The sequence below is a fragment of the Fictibacillus sp. B-59209 genome (assembly GCF_036216745.1).
GTDB lineage: Bacteria > Bacillota > Bacilli > Bacillales > Fictibacillaceae > Fictibacillus_C > Fictibacillus_C marinisediminis.
In genome coordinates this window covers 51,391-69,254 of the sequence record NZ_JARMMC010000019.1, presented here as the reverse complement: position 1 = coordinate 69,254, position 17,864 = coordinate 51,391, and the positions used below count along the sequence as shown (strand labels likewise).

Genomic DNA, 17,864 nt, shown 5'->3' with positions numbered 1-17,864 from the left:
CTGCAAAAAGACGATGGGTTGATTTACTTTATGTTAATCTATCACTAATTCCATCAGAGTACCTGAAGGATCTTTTACAAAAAGAAATTGATCAAGTTGCTGGACATGATAACCTAATTTTCCAAGCCGGTCTGCGGCTTCATCTCTTGCTTCAGCTGACGGATAAACCACAGTAAACTGTTTCAATCCTGCGCGGTGTTCATCGGGAGCAGGTGCACCTTGGCCGTTCCAGATGTTTAAACCGAGATGGTGATGATAACCGCCGGTTGAGATAAATAATGCATGGTTGCTATAACGAAGAACAACTTCGAAACCTAACCCTTTACAATAAAATGATTCTGCTTCTTGTAAATCAGATACATGCAGATGCAGATGGCCCATTATGGTTTCTTTTGGCAGCCCTTCATAGGTGGAGCCGTCACTCTCAGCTAACAGCCCTTTTGCATCAAGAGGCTCCGTAGTCATCTCCACTTGTCCATTTTCCCATTTCCATTCATTTGAATCACGGTCTACGTATATTTCAATTCCGTTGCCATCCGGATCAGCCAAATATAATGCTTCGCTCACAAGATGGTCCGATGCGCCCTGAAGTGGATAACCAATATTAATAAAGTGATGCAGCACTTTGGCTAATTCTTTACGGTTTGGGAGAAGCAGTGCAAAGTGATACAATCCTGTTGTTCGGGGCTGTTTTGGTTTCGCATTTTCAGGCTGCACGACAGATAAGATAGAGTTGTGGCCATCCAGTGTTAAGAAAACGATTCCCCTTTCTTCTTTAAGAACAGAAAAACCTAATATATCTTGATAAAAAGATAGGGATCGATTCAAATCCTCCACGATTAATTGAACGTGTTCTACAAAAGTGTGCGGACGTGTGTGAAAGTTCATCTTATATGCTCCTTTATGTTTTGTAACATACAAAAAGTAAGTTTGTTACTATTATTATATATTTAGAAGAAAATATCAAGTTATAAACGGATTTTTCCATTCCATCAATACGGCATAATTTTGAGATCCTTCATCTTCAAGATAATTTTTTACCAATTTAACTGAAGTCCGCCTGCATTGTAGCAAAACGTATGATTGCAGAGACAGGCTGATGGTTATGAATTATCAAAAATTTTTGGTGATACATTGAAAATCTCATCTCCCTTTTTTGTAGTATTAAGGTGTAAAGTTTTCATTTACCCTATGAAATCAATACGAGGTAAAAGACAATGAAGATTTCCTTTGATACACTTGTTGTAACTAAATTTAGTGGAATGGGAGGCTATCATGAAAGCACTTGTTCATAAAAATCAAAAAGGTTTATCAGGACTCGTCTTTACTGAATTTGAGGAAAAAGGCCCAAAACCTGGAGAAGTAAGAATTAAATTAGTAACCGCAGGCTTAAATCACCGTGATTTGTTTGTGATGGAAAGACACCAGCCATCGGATCCCCCTTTAATCATAGGATCAGACGGAGCAGGAATTGTTGAAGCTGTTGGAGATGGCGTAAACAACGTGATTGTCGGAGATAAGGTTATTATTAACCCGGGGCTCGGCTGGAAGGAAAAAAGTGATGCACCGCCGGAAGGTTTTGAAATACTAGGACTCCCCTTTCACGGAACCTTTGCAGAAAAGGTGACTGTTCCGGCTGAAAATGCCGTGCCTAAACCAGCACATTTAACGTGGGAAGAAGCGGGAGTCTTATCATTAGCCGCGTTGACGGCATACAGAGCTCTTTTTACCAGAGGTAGACTGAAAGAACATCAAAAGGTTCTTATACCCGGGATAGGCAGCGGTGTGGCTACCTTCCTGCTGCAATTTGCAAAAGCAGTTAATGCCGAAGTATATGTGACTTCCCGTTCTGAAGAAAAAGGCCAAAGAGCACGCAAATTAGGTGCCGTTCAGGCGATAAACAGCAATGAGGATTGGAACCGGCAGCTTGATAACCAAAAGATGGATCTTGTGATTGAAAGTGTGGGTGCAGCAACTTTTAACAAATCATTGGATCAGTTGCGTACAGGAGGCACAATCGTAACATTTGGTGCATCAGCCGGTGACCAGATTCAGTTTGATTTAAGAAAATTCTTCTATGGACAATATAGCTTCTTCGGAACTACGATGGGCAGCAGTGAAGAATTCAATGAAATGATTCAATTTATTAACAAACATAAAATCAGGCCGATTGTTGATAAAATGTTTGATTTAAATCAATTTGAGCATGCTTTTGAGCGTTTGAATAAAGCTGAACAATTTGGAAAAATAGGATTTAGGATCAACAGCCTATCCGATTAAAAAAAGAAGCCCCGGAAATCAAACCGGGCTTCTTTTTTATTTTGCCTTTGTTAAAGCAAATTGTTGATTTTCAATCATATTGGACATCGCATACTGATGCTTAAAAGAGGCCCTCAAGTCTTTTTCTCCAATAAGAACTGATTTGTGAAACAAATGAAGCGCCCGAAAAGCAGAAAGGAAAAAGCTTGCTTATTCCCTTCTGCTTTTCAGTAGGCTGTTCAATCACACCCCACTAAAAATCAACAACATGGACTAACAGAGCTTTTATTTTAATTTTCTATTGGAAACCACCCTGGTGTATTCATGATGGCCTGCCAGAGTGGTTCAGGAACGACGAGCTCTTCTTGAGCGTCTTTTCTTAATTTCGTTTCAATCTCAGAGGCTCTTCCCTCTTCGATCTTTTGTACCCAATCAGGATCAATGATTAATTCTCTGCCTAAAGCAATAAAGGGGACTCCGGTATTCAAGGCTTTTAACGCATCCTCTGCTGTATAAATGGAACCCACCCCAATCACGGGAACCTGATCTCCGACTCTTTCCTGGATGATCTCCATTCGAGAGCGATTATCGTCTACACCTCTTCTTGGAACAGACCAGAAATCCATAAGTGATACATGAAGATAGTCCAGTTTCTTTTTCACAAGTTCATCCATTAATCCTAACGTTTCATCCATCGTAATTCCAGGGGTTTCAGGTTCTTCAGGTGAAAGTCTGTAACCCACCAGGAAAGGCTCTTTGGCATGTGTCTGGACAGCGGCTGTTACTGCATCAATAACTGCCAGCGGAAACGCCATACGTTTTTCCAAACTTCCTCCCCATTGGTCATCACGCTGGTTTGAATGCGGAGAAAAGAACTGTTGAATTAAATATCCGTTTGCTCCATGAATTTCGATTCCGTCAAAGCCCGCCTCAATCGCTCTGCGTGCAGATTCGCCAAAGTCACGGATGATTTCTTCGATCTCTGAATGGGTCAATTCACGTGGTACTGGCTGTTCACCAGTAGGTGTTTTCTGTTCTGGAGGAACAGCACTGGCACTTACCACATCTCCATTGGGTACCAGCGAAGGAGGACACATTCGCCCGCCATGGAAAACTTGAAGAATGGCCTTTGCTCCCTGTTTTTTTATGCTGGAAGCAAGCTTTCTTAAACTTGGAATCATATCATCACTATGGCTTCCGAACTCACCATGAAATCCCTTGCCGCTTGGTGTAACATATGCGCAGGCTGTAATCACCAAGCCTGCTCCCTTTGAACGGCGTACATAATATTTAACTTCCTCATCAGTCACTGTTCCGTCTGGATTGGAAGAAAAATTGGTCATTGGAGCCATAACGATACGGTTTTTCACTGAAAATCCATCTGCAAATGTATAAGGCTCTAATAATTTTTGGTATGTGTTGTTCATGAACGCACTCCTTTTCTTGTTTCTTGTTTCTTCTTTCCTACCCATCATACTTTTAAAAAGTAATTTATGCATTAAAAGTGCCCGCAGTTAAATTTACATGGCTTAGTATGCCTTTCTTATTTCGTGAAATACTAAAAACGTTTTTAGTTAAGAACTAATAAGGTGTAAAGGAGCAGTCTCTGTGAGAAAAGCAATTTCAATACCGATGGCCTTCTTATGTATTCTTGTTTTCAGCAGCGGATGCAATAACATGAAGAAGAATGAACTGGGCCAGGATCAGCAGCATAAAAGAATGGCTAATAAAAATATGATGAAAACAGGAAATGGATATTTAACGAAAGAAAAGATACCGTACCAGTTGAAAGCTGGACGAAAGAAAGAAAAGGTCCAAAGAGAAAACATTTCCTACAACAATCCAGATATGAGCATGGAAACCAACCCGGAAATTAATGGAACAGTTCCTCCGGCAGCTCCTCCTTCAGGAAATCAGGGCTATAGCCAGGAGATGATTCAGCGGGTCGTAGAGCTAACGAATCAGGAGAGAAGAAAGTATGGGCTTTCCGATTTAAAATGGGATCCTTCATTAACCAACGTTGCGCAAGTAAAAGCAAACGATATGGAGAAAAATAATTACTTCTCACATAACAGCCCAACACATGGATCCCCTTTTGAACTGATGGATAAAATGGATATCCCGTACAGTTCTGCCGGAGAAAATATTGCTGTGGGCCAGAAGTCTCCAGAACAAGTGGTCAATGACTGGATGAACAGTGAAGGACACCGCAAGAATATCCTTAATCCCGACTATACTCATATTGGTATTGGATATACGGATAATGAGGATTTCTGGGCCCAGGAGTTCATAAAAAAGTAAAAATAAAAGAGAACAGCCTATAAAATCGGCTGTTCTCTTTGTTATATTTGATTACTGATTGTATCATCGTGTTGGCACATCTTGGTTGGGTAGCCTCGTTCATCTGTACACCATGATTGGGATAAGAAGGCAAGAAAAATGGCCGTCCATTGATTCTCGAATTGCAGGAATAACGCCCCATCGTGCCAAGTTCCGTTATCACCTGCCCAATCTCTTTCATTCTGCTTGTCTTCATTCCCCTGGTTCATGTGTATGTTGTGCATCCCGTTTGTTGGCTGAAAACCAAATACTTTATCCGGCTGTGATTCAGGTCCGAATTTGGACCCATATACATAAATGAATGCTTTTTCAGAAATGGCTTTCTGAATGTAATGATCAAGTATATCGTTTAAATCGTTGTCTGGTCCTGTTGCGTCGTTTGGCAGGGGTTTCATTAAAGAAGGATCAAAGAGCCCGTCCCTGATGTAATCAATAGCAAGTTCCCTGTTTTCATTCCCCAGCGGCAAATAGGTTTCAGGAAGCTGTGTTAATTTTTCAGTAAGAGATGAATTGAAATTTTCATTAACCAGATAAAGAACCTCGGAGTTTTCTGAGCTGGACATGACGTTAACCGCTATACGATAATGCACACTGTTTTCGTCCACTGCATGAATCTGATAATGAGGAGTATCTAAATCCCTTTCCATTCGAGACTCTATGACCGTTCCCTTCAGCAAGCCGTAGTTTTTAACTGCCATGAGAAACCTCCCGCCTCTTGGGCCATAAATTTTGTCCTTTAATCCTTTCGCCAAGTTGCATTGCAATCCCTTTATTGACTAGACAAAAAACAGCATTACACCTAGGTGTAACGCTGTCTTATCATATTTATTGGATACGGCTGAAGGCATCTGTTAAAACTGGAACGATTTGTTTCTTTCTGGATACTACACCTTTAAGAACAGCTGTATTATGTTCAAGGTTCACATTATAAGCTTGTTCTACGGCTGCAGCTTTTCTTCCGATTGCAAGCCCTGTTGAATCGTTTGTTAAAATATCAGTCACAACGAACAAGAACAGATCGAGTCCTTTATCTTGGACAACTTGGCTGATGGCTTCCTCGATTTCTGCCTTGCGCTCAAATACCTCAGCTGTATCAACCGTATTTACTTGTGCAATTTCTACTTTGCTGCTGCCCATCTGAAATTCCTTGGCATCTAAAGTGATGAGCTGGCTTACAGATTTGTCGCTTAAGTCTGCTCCCGCTTTCAGCATTTCCAAACCATAACTTTCTGCATCTACACCCGCGATTTCCGCAAGTTCCTGTGCAGCAGCGATATCTTGCTCTGTGCAGGTTGGAGATTTAAAAAGAAGGGAATCAGAAATGATAGCGGACAGCATTAGGCCTGCGATGTCTTTTTCAACAGCAACCCCATGCTCTTTGTACATTTTGTTTAAAATGGTTGCGGTACATCCTACAGGTTCAGCGCGGTAATAAAGTGGATCACTTGTTTCAAAGTTTGCGATGCGGTGGTGGTCAATGACTTCAAGCACGCGGACTTTTTCGATATCAGATGCACTTTGCTGGCGCTCATTGTGGTCAACGAGAATAACTTGATTCGTTTCGTTTGCTACAGTTTCAACCAGACGAGGCATTTCCGCCTTAAATTGCTCAAGGGCATATTGTGTTTCACCATTAATTTCTCCTAAACGCACAGGTTCTGCTTTAAATCCCAGTTTCGTTTTAAGATCAGCATACACGATAGCTGAGCAGATGGTATCGGTGTCCGGGTTCTTGTGTCCAAAAATCAATACTTTTTCCATAATCCTTCTCCTTTATCAATAATTCTCGGTATACTTTCCCTTTTCGTTTTATATTTTAGCATTTACTGACGTAAGGGTAAAACAGAACTTACAAATAAGCTAATATGGAATATCTAGGAGTTTAGTAGTGTTTCAAAATAATTCTATAACAGATGTTGACTATTTGTATCTGTTATAATACAATGAATTTAATTCAAAAACAGGAGGTAATGCTGAATGTTGACGTTGGAATTTTATCGTAATTTACCTAAGAAGCAATGCCGGGAATGCGGAAAAACGATTGAAGAACAGCATGAATCATACGTTTATGAATGTGAAAGATGCATGGGACTACATGAAGCATAGGTGATTGTAAATGATGAATGTGCGTTACGGATAATACCCTGATTACCGAGGAAAAGGTGCAGGGTATTTTTTGCTGGTTAAACAGTTTTACTAGAAAAATAGATTCTTATCCACAGGAAAAACCGCCTGCCTTAAAAGGAAGACGGTATTCTAAACGGTATTCATTACACCAATACTGTGCTGCCCATCAAATACTTATCTACTTCGCGTGCAGCTTCTCTGCCTTCCTGGATCGCCCATACGATTAAGCTCTGTCCGCGTCTTGCATCACCCGCGGCAAACACACCTTCTACGTTTGTGCGATAATCACCATGTACTGCGGAAATCTTTTGATTCTCTGTTTTCACACCGAATTGCTGAAGCAGCGCCTGTTCAGGCCCATCAAAACCAATCGCTATAAATACGAGCTGGGCTGGCCATACTTTTTCTGTACCAGGAACTTCTATTAGTTCGGGCTGTCCATGCTCGTTCGTTGTATATTGCATTTGAACCGTATGAAGTTCTTTTAAGTTTCCATCCCCATCTGCCACGATGTTTTTCGTCTGTACCGTATATTGCCGCGGATCTTCACCGAATTTCGCCTGTGCTTCTTCATAGGCATAATCCATTGTAAAAATGTTAGGCAGTTCAGGCCACATGTTATCAGGTGTCCTTGCTTCTGGAAGTTTAGGATACTTTCCGAACTGAACGATGCTTCTGCACTCTTGACGTAGAGCTGTTGCAACACAGTCTGCACCTGTGTCGCCACCTCCAATTACGATAACATCTTTGTCTTTAGCATCGATGAATGCTTCATCAGATTGACGCTGATTCAGCAGATGCTGTGTTGACTTTGTAAGATAGTCCATAGCGAAGTGAACACCTTTCGCTTCTCGGCCATCGAGTTCCAGATCTCTTTGCTTCTGGGCACCGACACAAAGTATGACCGCATCGTACTGATCTTTAAGTTCTTCAGAAGTGATGTCTTTTCCAATCTCCGTATTCAGCACAAAGTCAATTCCTTCTTGACTGAGTAACTGAATTCGGCGTTCTACGATATCTTTTTCAAGCTTCATATTTGGAATACCATAGGTAAGCAATCCTCCGGCACGTTCTGCTCTTTCATAGATTGTGAGGGAATGTCCTGCTTGGTTGAGCTGATCTGCGGCAGCCAAACCGGCTGGACCGGAGCCCACAACAGCAATCTTTTTGCCGGTTCGTCTGTGAGGGATCCGGGGTTGGATCCAGCCGTTTTCGAAACCTTTATCAATGATGGCCTGCTCAATGTTCTTAATGGTTACTGCAGGTGAAGAGATTTCAACTGTACATGAACCTTCACATGGCGCTGGACAGACGCGACCGGTAAATTCCGGAAAGTTGTTCGTCTTTATTAACCGGTCAAGCGCTTCTCTCCATCTGCCGCGGTAGACCAGGTCGTTCCATTCAGGAATGAGGTTATGGATGGGACAACCAGAGGTCATCCCGCTAATCTCCATGCCAATATGGCAAAATGGTGTTGCACAATCCATACACCTCGCACTTTGGCGGTGAAGGGTATCATCACTCATCAGTTCTGTATGTTCATTCCAGTCTTTTAAGCGTGTGAGAGGATTCCGTTCTTTGGCTTCTTCTCTCGCATATTCCATAAATCCTGTTGTTTTTCCCATTCGTCCTCTCCCCTTTCCTAATTAAGAATTAACTGAGTCTTTTTTTTGACCGGGGTACTTTTTTTTAGAGATGATGTTTCTAAAAAGGCACTCATTACGGCTTCATCATGTTGTAACCCTGCCTCTTTTTGTTCCTCGATCAGACCGATCATCGCCTTATAATCTTTAGGAATAACTTTGACAAATTGTTTTCTGTACTGTGACCAGTTGCTGAGGATAAAAGCTGCTTTTGAGCTAAGCGTATAATGATAATGACTCAAAATCATCTTTTTAACCTCTGCTTCTTCCTGATCAGCCTGCAAAGCTTCAAATTCAACACTGTCCTTGTTGCATAACGATATGAACTGTTCTTTTTCACTGGCCAGAACGTAGGCAGTCCCCCCAGACATACCAGCAGCGAAGTTTTTGCCGGTTTCCCCAAGAATGACCACTCTTCCGCCGGTCATATATTCACATCCATGATCACCGATGCCTTCTACAACAATATTTGCTCCGCTGTTCCGCACAGCAAAACGCTCTCCTGCAGATCCATTGATGTACGCTTCTCCGCTTGTTGCACCATAGAAGGCAACATTCCCAGCGATAACGTTTGTATCCGATAGAAAATCAGATTCTTTCGGGGCAGATACCGTTATTTTTCCGCCAGATAGTCCTTTTCCTACGTAATCATTTGCGTCACCAGTTAAATATAGTGACATGCCGCGCGGGATATAGGCACCAAAGGATTGGCCCGCTGAACCGTAGAATTGCAGATTGACGGTATCTTCGGGAAGTCCGTTCTCTCCATATATCTTTGAGATTTCACTTCCGGAGATAGTTCCGGCAACACGATTTGTATTATTCAGCTGAAACGATAGATTCACTTGTTCTTGACGCTCCAAAGCCTTAGAGATGGCTGGAAGTATCTCTCTCATATCCAAGGATTCTTCGATCTTATGATTTTGCGGTGTCTGGAACGTTCTGACAGAACCATCTACAGTATGTGTCAGATTGGCCAAGTTCAATTGTTTGGCTTTCCAATGGTTTTTCGTACGTTCTGAAACGCTGAGTATTTCGCTGTGGCCAATCATCTCGTCCATCGTTCTGAACCCAAGTTCAGCCATGATCTCACGGACTTCCTGAGCTACAAAGCGCATGTAATTGACAACATGATCTGGATCGCCCATAAATTTTTTCCGCAGCTCTGGATTTTGTGTAGCAACCCCTACCGGACACGTATCCAGGTGGCAGGCACGCATCATGACACAGCCAAGAACAACGAGTGGAGCTGTAGCAAAACCATATTCTTCTGCTCCCAGTAAAGCTGCCAGTACTACATCTTTGCCAGTCATTAGCTTGCCGTCGGTTTCCAATACCACACGGTCGCGCAATCCGTTCAGCATTAACGTTTGATGGGCTTCTGCCAATCCCAGCTCCCAAGGCAGTCCCGTATGCTTGATGCTTGTTTTGGGTGATGCACCTGTCCCTCCGTCGTAACCGCTGATCACTATTACATCGGCAGCTCCTTTTGCAACGCCTGCAGCAATCGTTCCTACACCTGCTTTCGCAACGAGCTTAACGGAAATACGCGCATCACGGTTTGCGTTCTTTAGATCATGAATGAGCTGTGCCAAATCTTCAATGGAATAGATATCATGGTGCGGAGGAGGAGATATCAGTCCTACCCCAGGCGTTGATCCTCGCACATCTGCTACCCATGGATATACTTTGTTTCCAGGAAGCTGGCCGCCTTCCCCAGGTTTCGCTCCTTGAGCCATCTTGATCTGCAGTTCATCAGCGTTGACGAGGTAATGGCTTTTCACGCCAAATCGTCCTGAAGCGATCTGCTTAATCGCACTTCGCCGCGAATCACCATTTTCATCCAATATAAAGCGGCTTGGATCCTCTCCGCCTTCCCCGCTGTTGCTTTTTCCGCCCAAGCGGTTCATGGCAATAGCCAATGCTTCATGTGCTTCTTGGCTTAGAGAACCGAACGACATTGCTCCTGTTTTAAACCGGCGCACAATGTCTTCAACAGACTCAACCTCTTCGATTGGGACAGCTCGGTCTTCTGAAGGGAAGGAGAATAAATTCCTTAAAAAGTTAAGGCGTTCTTCGTTTGCCGCCTTAGAATACTGTTTGAACAGGCTGTAATCATTTTTTCGGCAGGCCCATTGCAATGTATGAATAGTTTTAGGATTAAAGGCATGATGCTCGCCTGTCTTCCTCCATTGAAAATCACTGCCGGATTCAAGCGTTTCCTCCATTGTCTCCCGATAAGCCTTAGAATGGCGCCGTATGGCTTCAAGGCCCATCGTTTGAAGATCGATGCCATCAAGCTGAGATGCCGTTCCAGTAAAGTATCGGTCAATGGCTTCTTGGCCGATGCCGACCGCTTCAAAAATTTGAGCTCCTCGATAACTTTGGATCGTCGAGATGCCCATTTTAGACATCACTTTAACGACACCGTCTGTCACTCCTTTAATATAACCTTGAACAGCTTGATCAAAAGAAACGGACAGATGGCCATCAATAATTGCCTGATGATACGTAGCATAAGCAAGGTAAGGATGAATGGCGTCTGCTCCAAAGCCAATGAGTGCTGCAAAATGATGGACTTCCCTGGTTTCCCCGGAATCAACAATTATGCTTACTTTCGTTCGAAGTCCTTTTCGAACAAGATAATGATGGAGTGCGCTTGTTGATAACAGAACCGGCATCGGGATGTTCTTATCATTCATTTCACGGTCTGAAAGGATGAGAAGAGTATGTCCTTCCTCAATCGCTCTTTCTGCTTGCGAAAACAATTGATTCAAACTGGATTCCAAATCTTCAGAAAAAAGTGTATGCAGAGTCTTGCTCGAAAATTCAGGCCAGACATTTTGTTGTAATTGGGTGAATCTTCCGGTTGATAGGATCGGGGTATCCAATTGGATACGACGGCAGCTAGCTGCGTTCGCTTCAAGCAGATTGCCCTCCGCTCCTAAATAACTGACTGTTGATGTAACGACTTGTTCACGAAGAGAATCGATCGGCGGATTTGTTACTTGTGCAAATAACTGTTTAAAATAATTGAACAATGATTGGGGGCGGTCTGACAACACAGCTAAAGGTGTATCATTCCCCATGGATCCCACCGGATCTTTTCCTTCTGTGATAATAGGAATCAAGTATTTATGAATATCTTCATGGGTGTAGCTAAACGCCTTCTGCCGGAGTACGAGCTGATCAACTGATTCAGCACTTTCTTCATGTGAGCCGCTGTCCAGATGGATCAGATTTTCCTCAAGCCATGAGCGATAAGGCTTGGCATGGGAAAGTTCAGTTTTAATTTCTTTATCTGAAACAATTCTTCCCTTTTCTAGATCAATAAGGAGCATTTTTCCTGGGCTTAACCGATCTTTGTAGAGTACATTCTCTGGTTCTACATCAATGACCCCAACCTCGGATGAGAAAATAATATAGTCATCCTTTGTTACGTAATAGCGCGCTGGCCGTAAACCGTTTCGGTCAAGTACGGCGCCGATTTGGCGGCCGTTTGTGAAAGAAATGGCTGTGGGGCCATCCCACGGCTCCATAAGACAGCTATGATATTCATAGAAAGCTTTTTTTTCATCTGTCATATGAGGATTTTCAGACCATGGTTCAGGAATCAGCATCATGGCTGCATGTGCAAGTTCTCTCCCCGCCAGTACAAAAAACTCAAGAGCGTTATCAAGTACGGAGGAATCACTGCCTTCTGTATCAAGTATCGGAAGCAGTTTTTCCAAGTCATCTCCAAAAGCCTCAGAAGCAAATTGCTGTTCACGCGCTTTCATCCAATTAATATTGCCTCTTAACGTATTAATCTCGCCATTATGGATGAGGTACCGGTTTGGATGAGCCCTTTCCCAGCTCGGAAATGTATTTGTGCTAAAACGGGAATGCACTAAAGCGAATGCTGAAACAAAAGAAGGGTCATTTAGATCCCGGTAAAATGCATCTACCTGTTCAGGTGTCAAAAGCCCTTTGTATACAATAGTGGATGAAGAAAGGCTAGAGAAGTAAAAGTTTAATTGGTTTTCTTTTCCCCATTTCTCTGCTAGTTTCCGAATGATATACAGTTTGCGCTCAAACGCCAGTTCATTCTTGGTATGATCTGAGGCTTTAATAAAAACCTGATGAATGGATGGGCAGCTTTCTTGTGCGATAGTTCCGATTTTTCCGTCAATTACAGGCACACTTCTCCATCCAATGAGGCTTTGGCCTTCTTGTTCAATGATTTGGTTTAATTTATTCTTAACGGATTGCTGTTCGTTTTCGTCTTTTGGAAGAAACATCATGCCAACTCCGTATCTTCCCTTTTCAGAAAGATCGAATTGAGGGCATGCTTTTTTGAAGAACTCGTGTGGAAGCTGTACCATAAGTCCAGCACCGTCTCCGGTTAGCGGGTCGCTTCCCTGCCCTCCCCGGTGATCCAATTGGCAAAGCATACTTAAACCTTTTTTTACAATATCATGGGTAGCTAATCCTTTAATATGGGCGTATAAGCCAATACCGCATGCATCATGTTCAAATTCCGGACGGTAGAGGCCCTGTGGTTTTGGTAAGTTATGGAATGTCATTGTTCGCTCCCCCGTTTCAAATGTCTTTTTTATAGTGTAGGTTTAATAATTCATCCAAACAATATATAATTTAGATAAGATTAATCTGTTTTTGAGAATGATTGCTGGAGGGTATCAAAATGGAACTTCGTCAATTGTACTATTTTATCGAGGTGGCAGAGCGAGAGCACGTGTCCGAGGCGGCACAGCATCTGCATGTGGCACAGTCCGCAGTCAGCAGGCAAATTGCCAACCTGGAAGCAGAATTAAATGTCGAACTGTTTGAGAGAGAAGGCAGAAATGTAAAGCTGACCCCTGTAGGAAAACTTTTTTTGACCCATGCATCCACTGCATTAAAAGCAATAGATTATGCAAGAAAACAAATCGAAGAATATTTGGATCCCGAACGAGGTACAATCAAGATCGGTTTTCCGACCAGCCTCGCAAGCCATCTTCTGCCTACTATTATTTCAGCGTTTAAAGAAGAGCATCCGAACATCGCTTTTCACCTGCGTCAAGGATCTTATCATTTTTTAATCGATGCTGTGAAAAATGGGGATATTGATCTAGCGTTTTTAGGGCCAGTTCCAGTAAATCAACCTGATGTTAAAGGCCACATCCTTTTTACGGAAAGAATTTCCGCATTGTTACCAGCTGACCATCCAAAGGCAGATAAAAGCAGCTTGGTTTTAAGTGATTTAAGAAATGACCGTTTCGTCTTGTTTCCTGAAGGCTATGTGCTGCAGGAAGTAGTCATTAATGCCTGTAAAGAAGCCGGTTTTTCGCCTATCATATCTTCTGAAGGGGAAGATATGGATGCGATCAAAGGGCTGGTTACGGCAGGAATGGGTGTAACCTTATTACCCGATAGTTCTTTCTATGAAACCACTCCTCGCTACACCGTAAAAAAGCCCATTGACTTTCCGCTTGTTCAGCGTACAGTTGGGCTTATTACACCAAAGAAACGGGAATTGGCACCGGCTGAAAATGTGTTTTACGACTTTGTTATACATTTCTTCTCTAAACTTGAGCAATATCAGTAAAAAAAGCTGCCATGTGCAGCTTTTTCTTTATACCGCTCTTTGTTCTTTTTGAAGCAGGGCAACAGCGTACAAAAGCAAGTATCTCTCACGGGGAGTCAGTCTGAGCCAATCTTTTACTTTGTACTTCAAGCCAATACCTCCTCTTTACAAATGATTGAAACCACTGCATCTATTAAACGACCTTTATTTTTAAATGTATCTATATATTACCACCTGTTGTAATTCGCAAACTTTTTCTTGTTGTAAAACTTTCTCTTTAATTCTTCCTAAATCTGCATAAAAGTGTAATAATACGGAACTTTTATCGGATATTCAGAGGATGGAACGCGTCAAAGCAGAAATAAGCTAAAAGATTGTCGATAAATTTTAGGTAATTCCATAAAAAACGAACTCCCTGCTCAGGGAGTTCGTTTTCTATCATCCAAGATTTTTGCCTTTATCTTTTCTTTGAACCGTGAATTCTTCTGTGCTGCGTTCTTTATGCTCGGTCTTTTCGCCCATTCCTTTTAAAAATGTCATGAGAAGTGTTATGGAGCGATTGATTTCAGGATCTTTAAGTGCACGTAAAAGATCAAAATAACTTGTTTTTTCTTCGGTATCTTTGTGTTCGGCTACTTTGGCTGCCCCTGCGTTGACTTTCAATAAAAGGGGTTCAAGCTGTTTTACATCGAGAGTGCCCAATACACCCATCATCAAAAGAAGGTTTTTAAGTGTGTTCGAGGTCTCTGGCGTATCAGCAGTCTTAACCAAAATCTCAAGTACTTTGTCTCCTTGTCCGAACAGCCCGTTTAACAGAGAGATGATTCCTTTTTCATGCATATGATTGATAACACTGAGTGATTCCAGAAGTGCATCTTTGTTTTTAATCAAAGCATCTTCTACTTCTTTTAAGTCTCTGGTTCTCTGCTCTTCCTCTGTAACTTCCAGCCTCTTTATGATTTTCGTTGCTTTAGCCATCCTGCTTCATCTCCTTTTTTACAAGGTCGCCAGGAAAAACGTAATCTTTTCTTGCCCATTTCTTTTGCACATTTACACCAATCTGCGGCTGTGGGTTTCCGTTCCGATGGTTGATTCTTGGGATAGGGTCGACTCCTTCAGTATTCAGGACTTCCAGCTTAGCCATGGCTTCCTTATAAGCTGGTGTATCGGTATCTTTATCAGCATAACTGCTTGTCAGAAGGTTAATCGCTGCGTCTCCGTTATCATTCAGCGGAAGGTAAACTTCTTTCCCTTTCACCCGATCGGTAATATGGCATCTCACTTTAACATTTCCATAAGGTGAAGTAAGGCGGACAAGAAAACCATTCTTCAGTCCGCGTTCCTCCGCAAGCTCGGGAGAAACCTCCAGGAAAACATTTGGTGTTTTTGAGGTGATTCCTTTTGCTTTATATGTCATATTCCCTTCATGGAAGTGTTCAAGCAGACGGCCATTGTTTACATGGATATCATATTCTTTTCCAAAATGGACTGGTTTTGTCCATTCTAATGGAAAAAGGTTGGCTTTCCCGTCAGGAAATGGAAAGTCCTCTGTAAATAATAGAGGCGTGTCCTTTCCGTCCACTGCCACTGGCCACTGCAAGCTTTTATACCCTTCAAGGCGTTCATAAGTTACTCCTGCAAATAAAGGTGCAAGAGGAGCAGCTTCCTCCATAATATCGCTAGGATGTTCATACTTCCAGTTTGCACCCAGTGAATTTGCTATATGTTGAATGATCTTCCAATCAGGTTTGGAATCACCTAAAGGCTCCAACACCTGATATAAACGTTGAATTCTTCGTTCAGTGTTTGTAAAGGTGCCTTCTTTTTCAAGGCTGGGGCTTGCAGGAAGAACAACATCAGCAAATTCTGCTGTCCTGGAAAGGAAAATATCCTGTACAACAAAAAACTCAAGCTTTTCGAATGCTGCATGTACATGGTTGATATTAGAATCAACGATTCCCATATCTTCACCTTTTAAATACATGGCTTTGAGTGTACCATCATGGATGCCAGCAACCATTTCATGATTATTTAAGCCGATTTTTTCCGGCAGCTTCACGCCCCAGGCCAGTTCAAAATTTTTTCGCACCTGCTCCTCTTCAATATGCTGATAGCCCGGAAGTCTGTTCGGCATGCTTCCAAAGTCACTTGCTCCCTGTACATTGTTATGCCCTCTAAGTGGGTACGTACCTGCCCCAGGCTTGCCATAATTGCCTGTAATGAGCATAAGGTTTGAAATGGCTGTACTCGTATCGCTTCCTGCACTGTGCTGTGTGACCCCCATGGCCCACAATACACAAACAGAGTTCGCTTCATGAATCATTTCAGCAATTTTTATGATTTGTTCTTTCGGCATACCAGTCAGCTTTTCAGCATAGTCCAATGTAAATGGAGCAAGACTTTCAACATAGTTTTCTAATCCGTTCACCCTGTTTTGAATAAAGTCATTATCGGCCCAGCCCATATCAAGAATATATTTGGACACTGCTGACAGCCAGATAAGGTCAGTCCCTGGTGCTGGCTGGACAAACAAGTCTGAGCGTTCTGCCATCTCATGTTTTCTTAAATCAGCTACAATCAGCTTTTGTCCGTTCAGCTTATGTGAACGTTTAATTCTTGTGGAGAGTACAGGATGCGATTCAGAAGTATTTGTACCTATACCAATGACCAGTTCAGACATCTCAATATCTTTAATACCGCCCGAATCTCCGCCATGTCCTACTGTTCGAAACAGACCTAGGGTGGCAGGTGTCTGGCAATACCTTGAGCAATTGTCAATATTGTTAGTGCCGATGACAGCTCTCCCTAGTTTTTGCATCAAATAGGCCTCTTCGTTTGTGCATTTGGAAGAACTGATAAAACCAAGCGCGTCTGCTCCATGCTCTTTCTTGATTTCAGAAAACTTTTCCGCGATCAGGCTAATCGCTTCATCCCATTCGGCTTCCCGGAATCCGTCAGCTTCTCTGATCAAAGGTTTAGTCAATCTTTCTTCACTGTTGACAAACTCCCATCCGAATTTCCCCTTAACACATGTGGATATCCCATTTGCCGGAGCTTCTGCCTGAGGTTCAACTTTAAGTATCTCTCTGCCTTTTGTCCAGATGTCGAAGCTGCACCCGACACCGCAATACGTACATACGGTTTTTGTTTTTTTGATCCGTTCCTCACGCATCGCAGATTCCATATCTGAAATGGCCAAAATGGATCCATAACCCGTTTCTACACTTTTTGTAATTTCAATCATGGGACGAAGGGTTTTACGGTCAATCCCGGTCATGTAGCCGGCCTCTCCTTCCATCCCCTTTTCCATCATGGCGTTGCAAGGACAAACGGTGGAACAATGGCCGCAGGATACACATGATGATTCATTGATCGGTACATCATTGTCCCAGATCACACGAGGGCGATCCCTTTCCCAGTCAATTGTCAGTGTTTCGGTGACCTGAACATCCTGGCAAGCTTCCACACAGCGTCCGCATAGAATACATTGGTCAGGATCATACCGGTAATACGGATGAGACTGATCTGCATCATACGGTTTATGCTCAAACGGGATGCTCTGATGGTTGACTTTCATTTCTTTTACCGTATTGTGTACTTCACATCCGCCGTTATTGTAATCACATACCGTACAGTATAATTCATGGTTATGTAATATCCGGTCCATGCCGATGACTTGTGCTTTCCTGACTTCTTCTGATGCTGTTTCAATTACATCTCTATTTTTTAAAGAAGTTGAACAAGATCTTACAAGCTCTCCGTTCACACTGACAATACAAGTATCACAGGTTTCAATCGGTCCGAGACTAGGGTGGTAACAGACACTGGGGACGTCAATGTCATGTTCTGAAAGAAGCTGTAGAACGGTTTGATCTGATTGGGTTGTTTTTTGAATGCCGTTAATTTTCACATGTATTGAATCTGACAAT

Annotated in this window: 12 protein-coding genes; 4 read left to right on the top strand and 8 right to left on the bottom strand. The window is 42.5% G+C overall.

Going from position 1 to position 17,864, the window contains the following annotated elements:
- Nucleotides 1-33 precede the first annotated feature (33 nt).
- Complete coding sequence (locus P4361_RS16220) at nt 34-888, bottom strand: VOC family protein (protein ID WP_328090087.1); 855 nt, start codon at nt 886-888, stop codon at nt 34-36.
- Nucleotides 889-1,275: 387 nt separating this feature from the next.
- Here P4361_RS16220 and P4361_RS16210 point away from each other — a divergent pair, with 387 nt between their 5' ends.
- A complete protein-coding gene (locus tag P4361_RS16210) occupies nt 1,276-2,280 on the top strand; it encodes a zinc-binding dehydrogenase (RefSeq protein WP_328090085.1) in 1,005 nt (334 codons plus the stop codon).
- Between the two features lie 269 nt (nt 2,281-2,549).
- Here P4361_RS16210 and P4361_RS16205 read toward each other — a convergent pair whose 3' ends face one another.
- A complete protein-coding gene (locus P4361_RS16205) occupies nt 2,550-3,686 on the bottom strand; it encodes an NADH-dependent flavin oxidoreductase (protein ID WP_328090084.1) in 1,137 nt (378 codons plus the stop codon).
- A 181-nt stretch (nt 3,687-3,867) separates the two neighbouring features.
- Here P4361_RS16205 and P4361_RS16200 point away from each other — a divergent pair, with 181 nt between their 5' ends.
- Nucleotides 3,868-4,560, top strand: a complete 693-nt coding sequence (locus P4361_RS16200; RefSeq protein WP_328090083.1) for a CAP domain-containing protein — start codon at nt 3,868-3,870, stop codon at nt 4,558-4,560.
- A gap of 41 nt (nt 4,561-4,601) precedes the next feature.
- On the opposite strand, the gene P4361_RS16195 is transcribed toward P4361_RS16200, so the two are convergent.
- Both P4361_RS16195 and P4361_RS16190 read right to left on the bottom strand, forming a co-directional pair.
- Nucleotides 4,602-5,297, bottom strand: coding sequence for a YukJ family protein (locus tag P4361_RS16195; protein WP_328090082.1), 696 nt, complete (start codon nt 5,295-5,297; stop codon nt 4,602-4,604).
- A 127-nt stretch (nt 5,298-5,424) separates the two neighbouring features.
- Nucleotides 5,425-6,360: a manganese-dependent inorganic pyrophosphatase gene (locus P4361_RS16190; protein WP_328090081.1), complete on the bottom strand. Its 936-nt coding sequence runs from the start codon at nt 6,358-6,360 to the stop codon at nt 5,425-5,427.
- 216 nt (nt 6,361-6,576) lie between these two features.
- Here P4361_RS16190 and yhfH point away from each other — a divergent pair, with 216 nt between their 5' ends.
- Nucleotides 6,577-6,705 (top strand): protein YhfH, encoded by a 129-nt coding sequence (gene yhfH / locus P4361_RS16185; protein ID WP_082315898.1) that lies wholly within the window; start codon nt 6,577-6,579, stop codon nt 6,703-6,705.
- A gap of 164 nt (nt 6,706-6,869) precedes the next feature.
- Here yhfH and P4361_RS16180 read toward each other — a convergent pair whose 3' ends face one another.
- Nucleotides 6,870-8,351, bottom strand: coding sequence for a glutamate synthase subunit beta (locus P4361_RS16180; protein ID WP_328090080.1), 1,482 nt, complete (start codon nt 8,349-8,351; stop codon nt 6,870-6,872).
- Nucleotides 8,352-8,368: 17 nt separating this feature from the next.
- Complete coding sequence (gene gltB, locus P4361_RS16175; protein WP_328090079.1) at nt 8,369-12,934, bottom strand: glutamate synthase large subunit; 4,566 nt, start codon at nt 12,932-12,934, stop codon at nt 8,369-8,371.
- Nucleotides 12,935-13,053: 119 nt separating this feature from the next.
- Here gltB and P4361_RS16170 point away from each other — a divergent pair, with 119 nt between their 5' ends.
- Nucleotides 13,054-13,956, top strand: a complete 903-nt coding sequence (locus P4361_RS16170; protein WP_328090078.1) for a LysR family transcriptional regulator — start codon at nt 13,054-13,056, stop codon at nt 13,954-13,956.
- 417 nt (nt 13,957-14,373) lie between these two features.
- On the opposite strand, the gene P4361_RS16165 is transcribed toward P4361_RS16170, so the two are convergent.
- The gene (locus P4361_RS16165; protein ID WP_062232220.1) at nt 14,374-14,913 is read right to left on the bottom strand and encodes a DUF1641 domain-containing protein; all 540 of its coding nucleotides are present in this window, start codon (nt 14,911-14,913) and stop codon (nt 14,374-14,376) included.
- Nucleotides 14,906-17,863 (bottom strand): formate dehydrogenase subunit alpha, encoded by a 2,958-nt coding sequence (gene fdhF / locus P4361_RS16160; protein WP_328090077.1) that lies wholly within the window; start codon nt 17,861-17,863, stop codon nt 14,906-14,908. Before fdhF ends, P4361_RS16165 begins: the two co-directional genes overlap by 8 nt.
- Between the last annotated feature and the right edge of the window lies 1 nt (nt 17,864).

Bases quoted from the DNA above. Each gene is read 5' to 3' on its own strand.
- P4361_RS16205 (WP_328090084.1), bottom strand. From the start codon at position 3,686: ATGAACAACACATACCAAAAATTATTAGAGCCTTATACATTTGCAGAT.
- P4361_RS16210 (WP_328090085.1), top strand. From the start codon at position 1,276: ATGAAAGCACTTGTTCATAAAAATCAAAAAGGTTTATCAGGACTCGTC.
- P4361_RS16170 (WP_328090078.1), top strand. From the start codon at position 13,054: ATGGAACTTCGTCAATTGTACTATTTTATCGAGGTGGCAGAGCGAGAG.
- P4361_RS16165 (WP_062232220.1), bottom strand. From the start codon at position 14,913: ATGGCTAAAGCAACGAAAATCATAAAGAGGCTGGAAGTTACAGAGGAA.
- P4361_RS16195 (WP_328090082.1), bottom strand. From the start codon at position 5,297: ATGGCAGTTAAAAACTACGGCTTGCTGAAGGGAACGGTCATAGAGTCT.
- yhfH (WP_082315898.1), top strand. From the start codon at position 6,577: ATGTTGACGTTGGAATTTTATCGTAATTTACCTAAGAAGCAATGCCGG.
- P4361_RS16180 (WP_328090080.1), bottom strand. From the start codon at position 8,351: ATGGGAAAAACAACAGGATTTATGGAATATGCGAGAGAAGAAGCCAAA.
- gltB (WP_328090079.1), bottom strand. From the start codon at position 12,934: ATGACATTCCATAACTTACCAAAACCACAGGGCCTCTACCGTCCGGAA.
- P4361_RS16190 (WP_328090081.1), bottom strand. From the start codon at position 6,360: ATGGAAAAAGTATTGATTTTTGGACACAAGAACCCGGACACCGATACC.
- P4361_RS16220 (WP_328090087.1), bottom strand. From the start codon at position 888: ATGAACTTTCACACACGTCCGCACACTTTTGTAGAACACGTTCAATTA.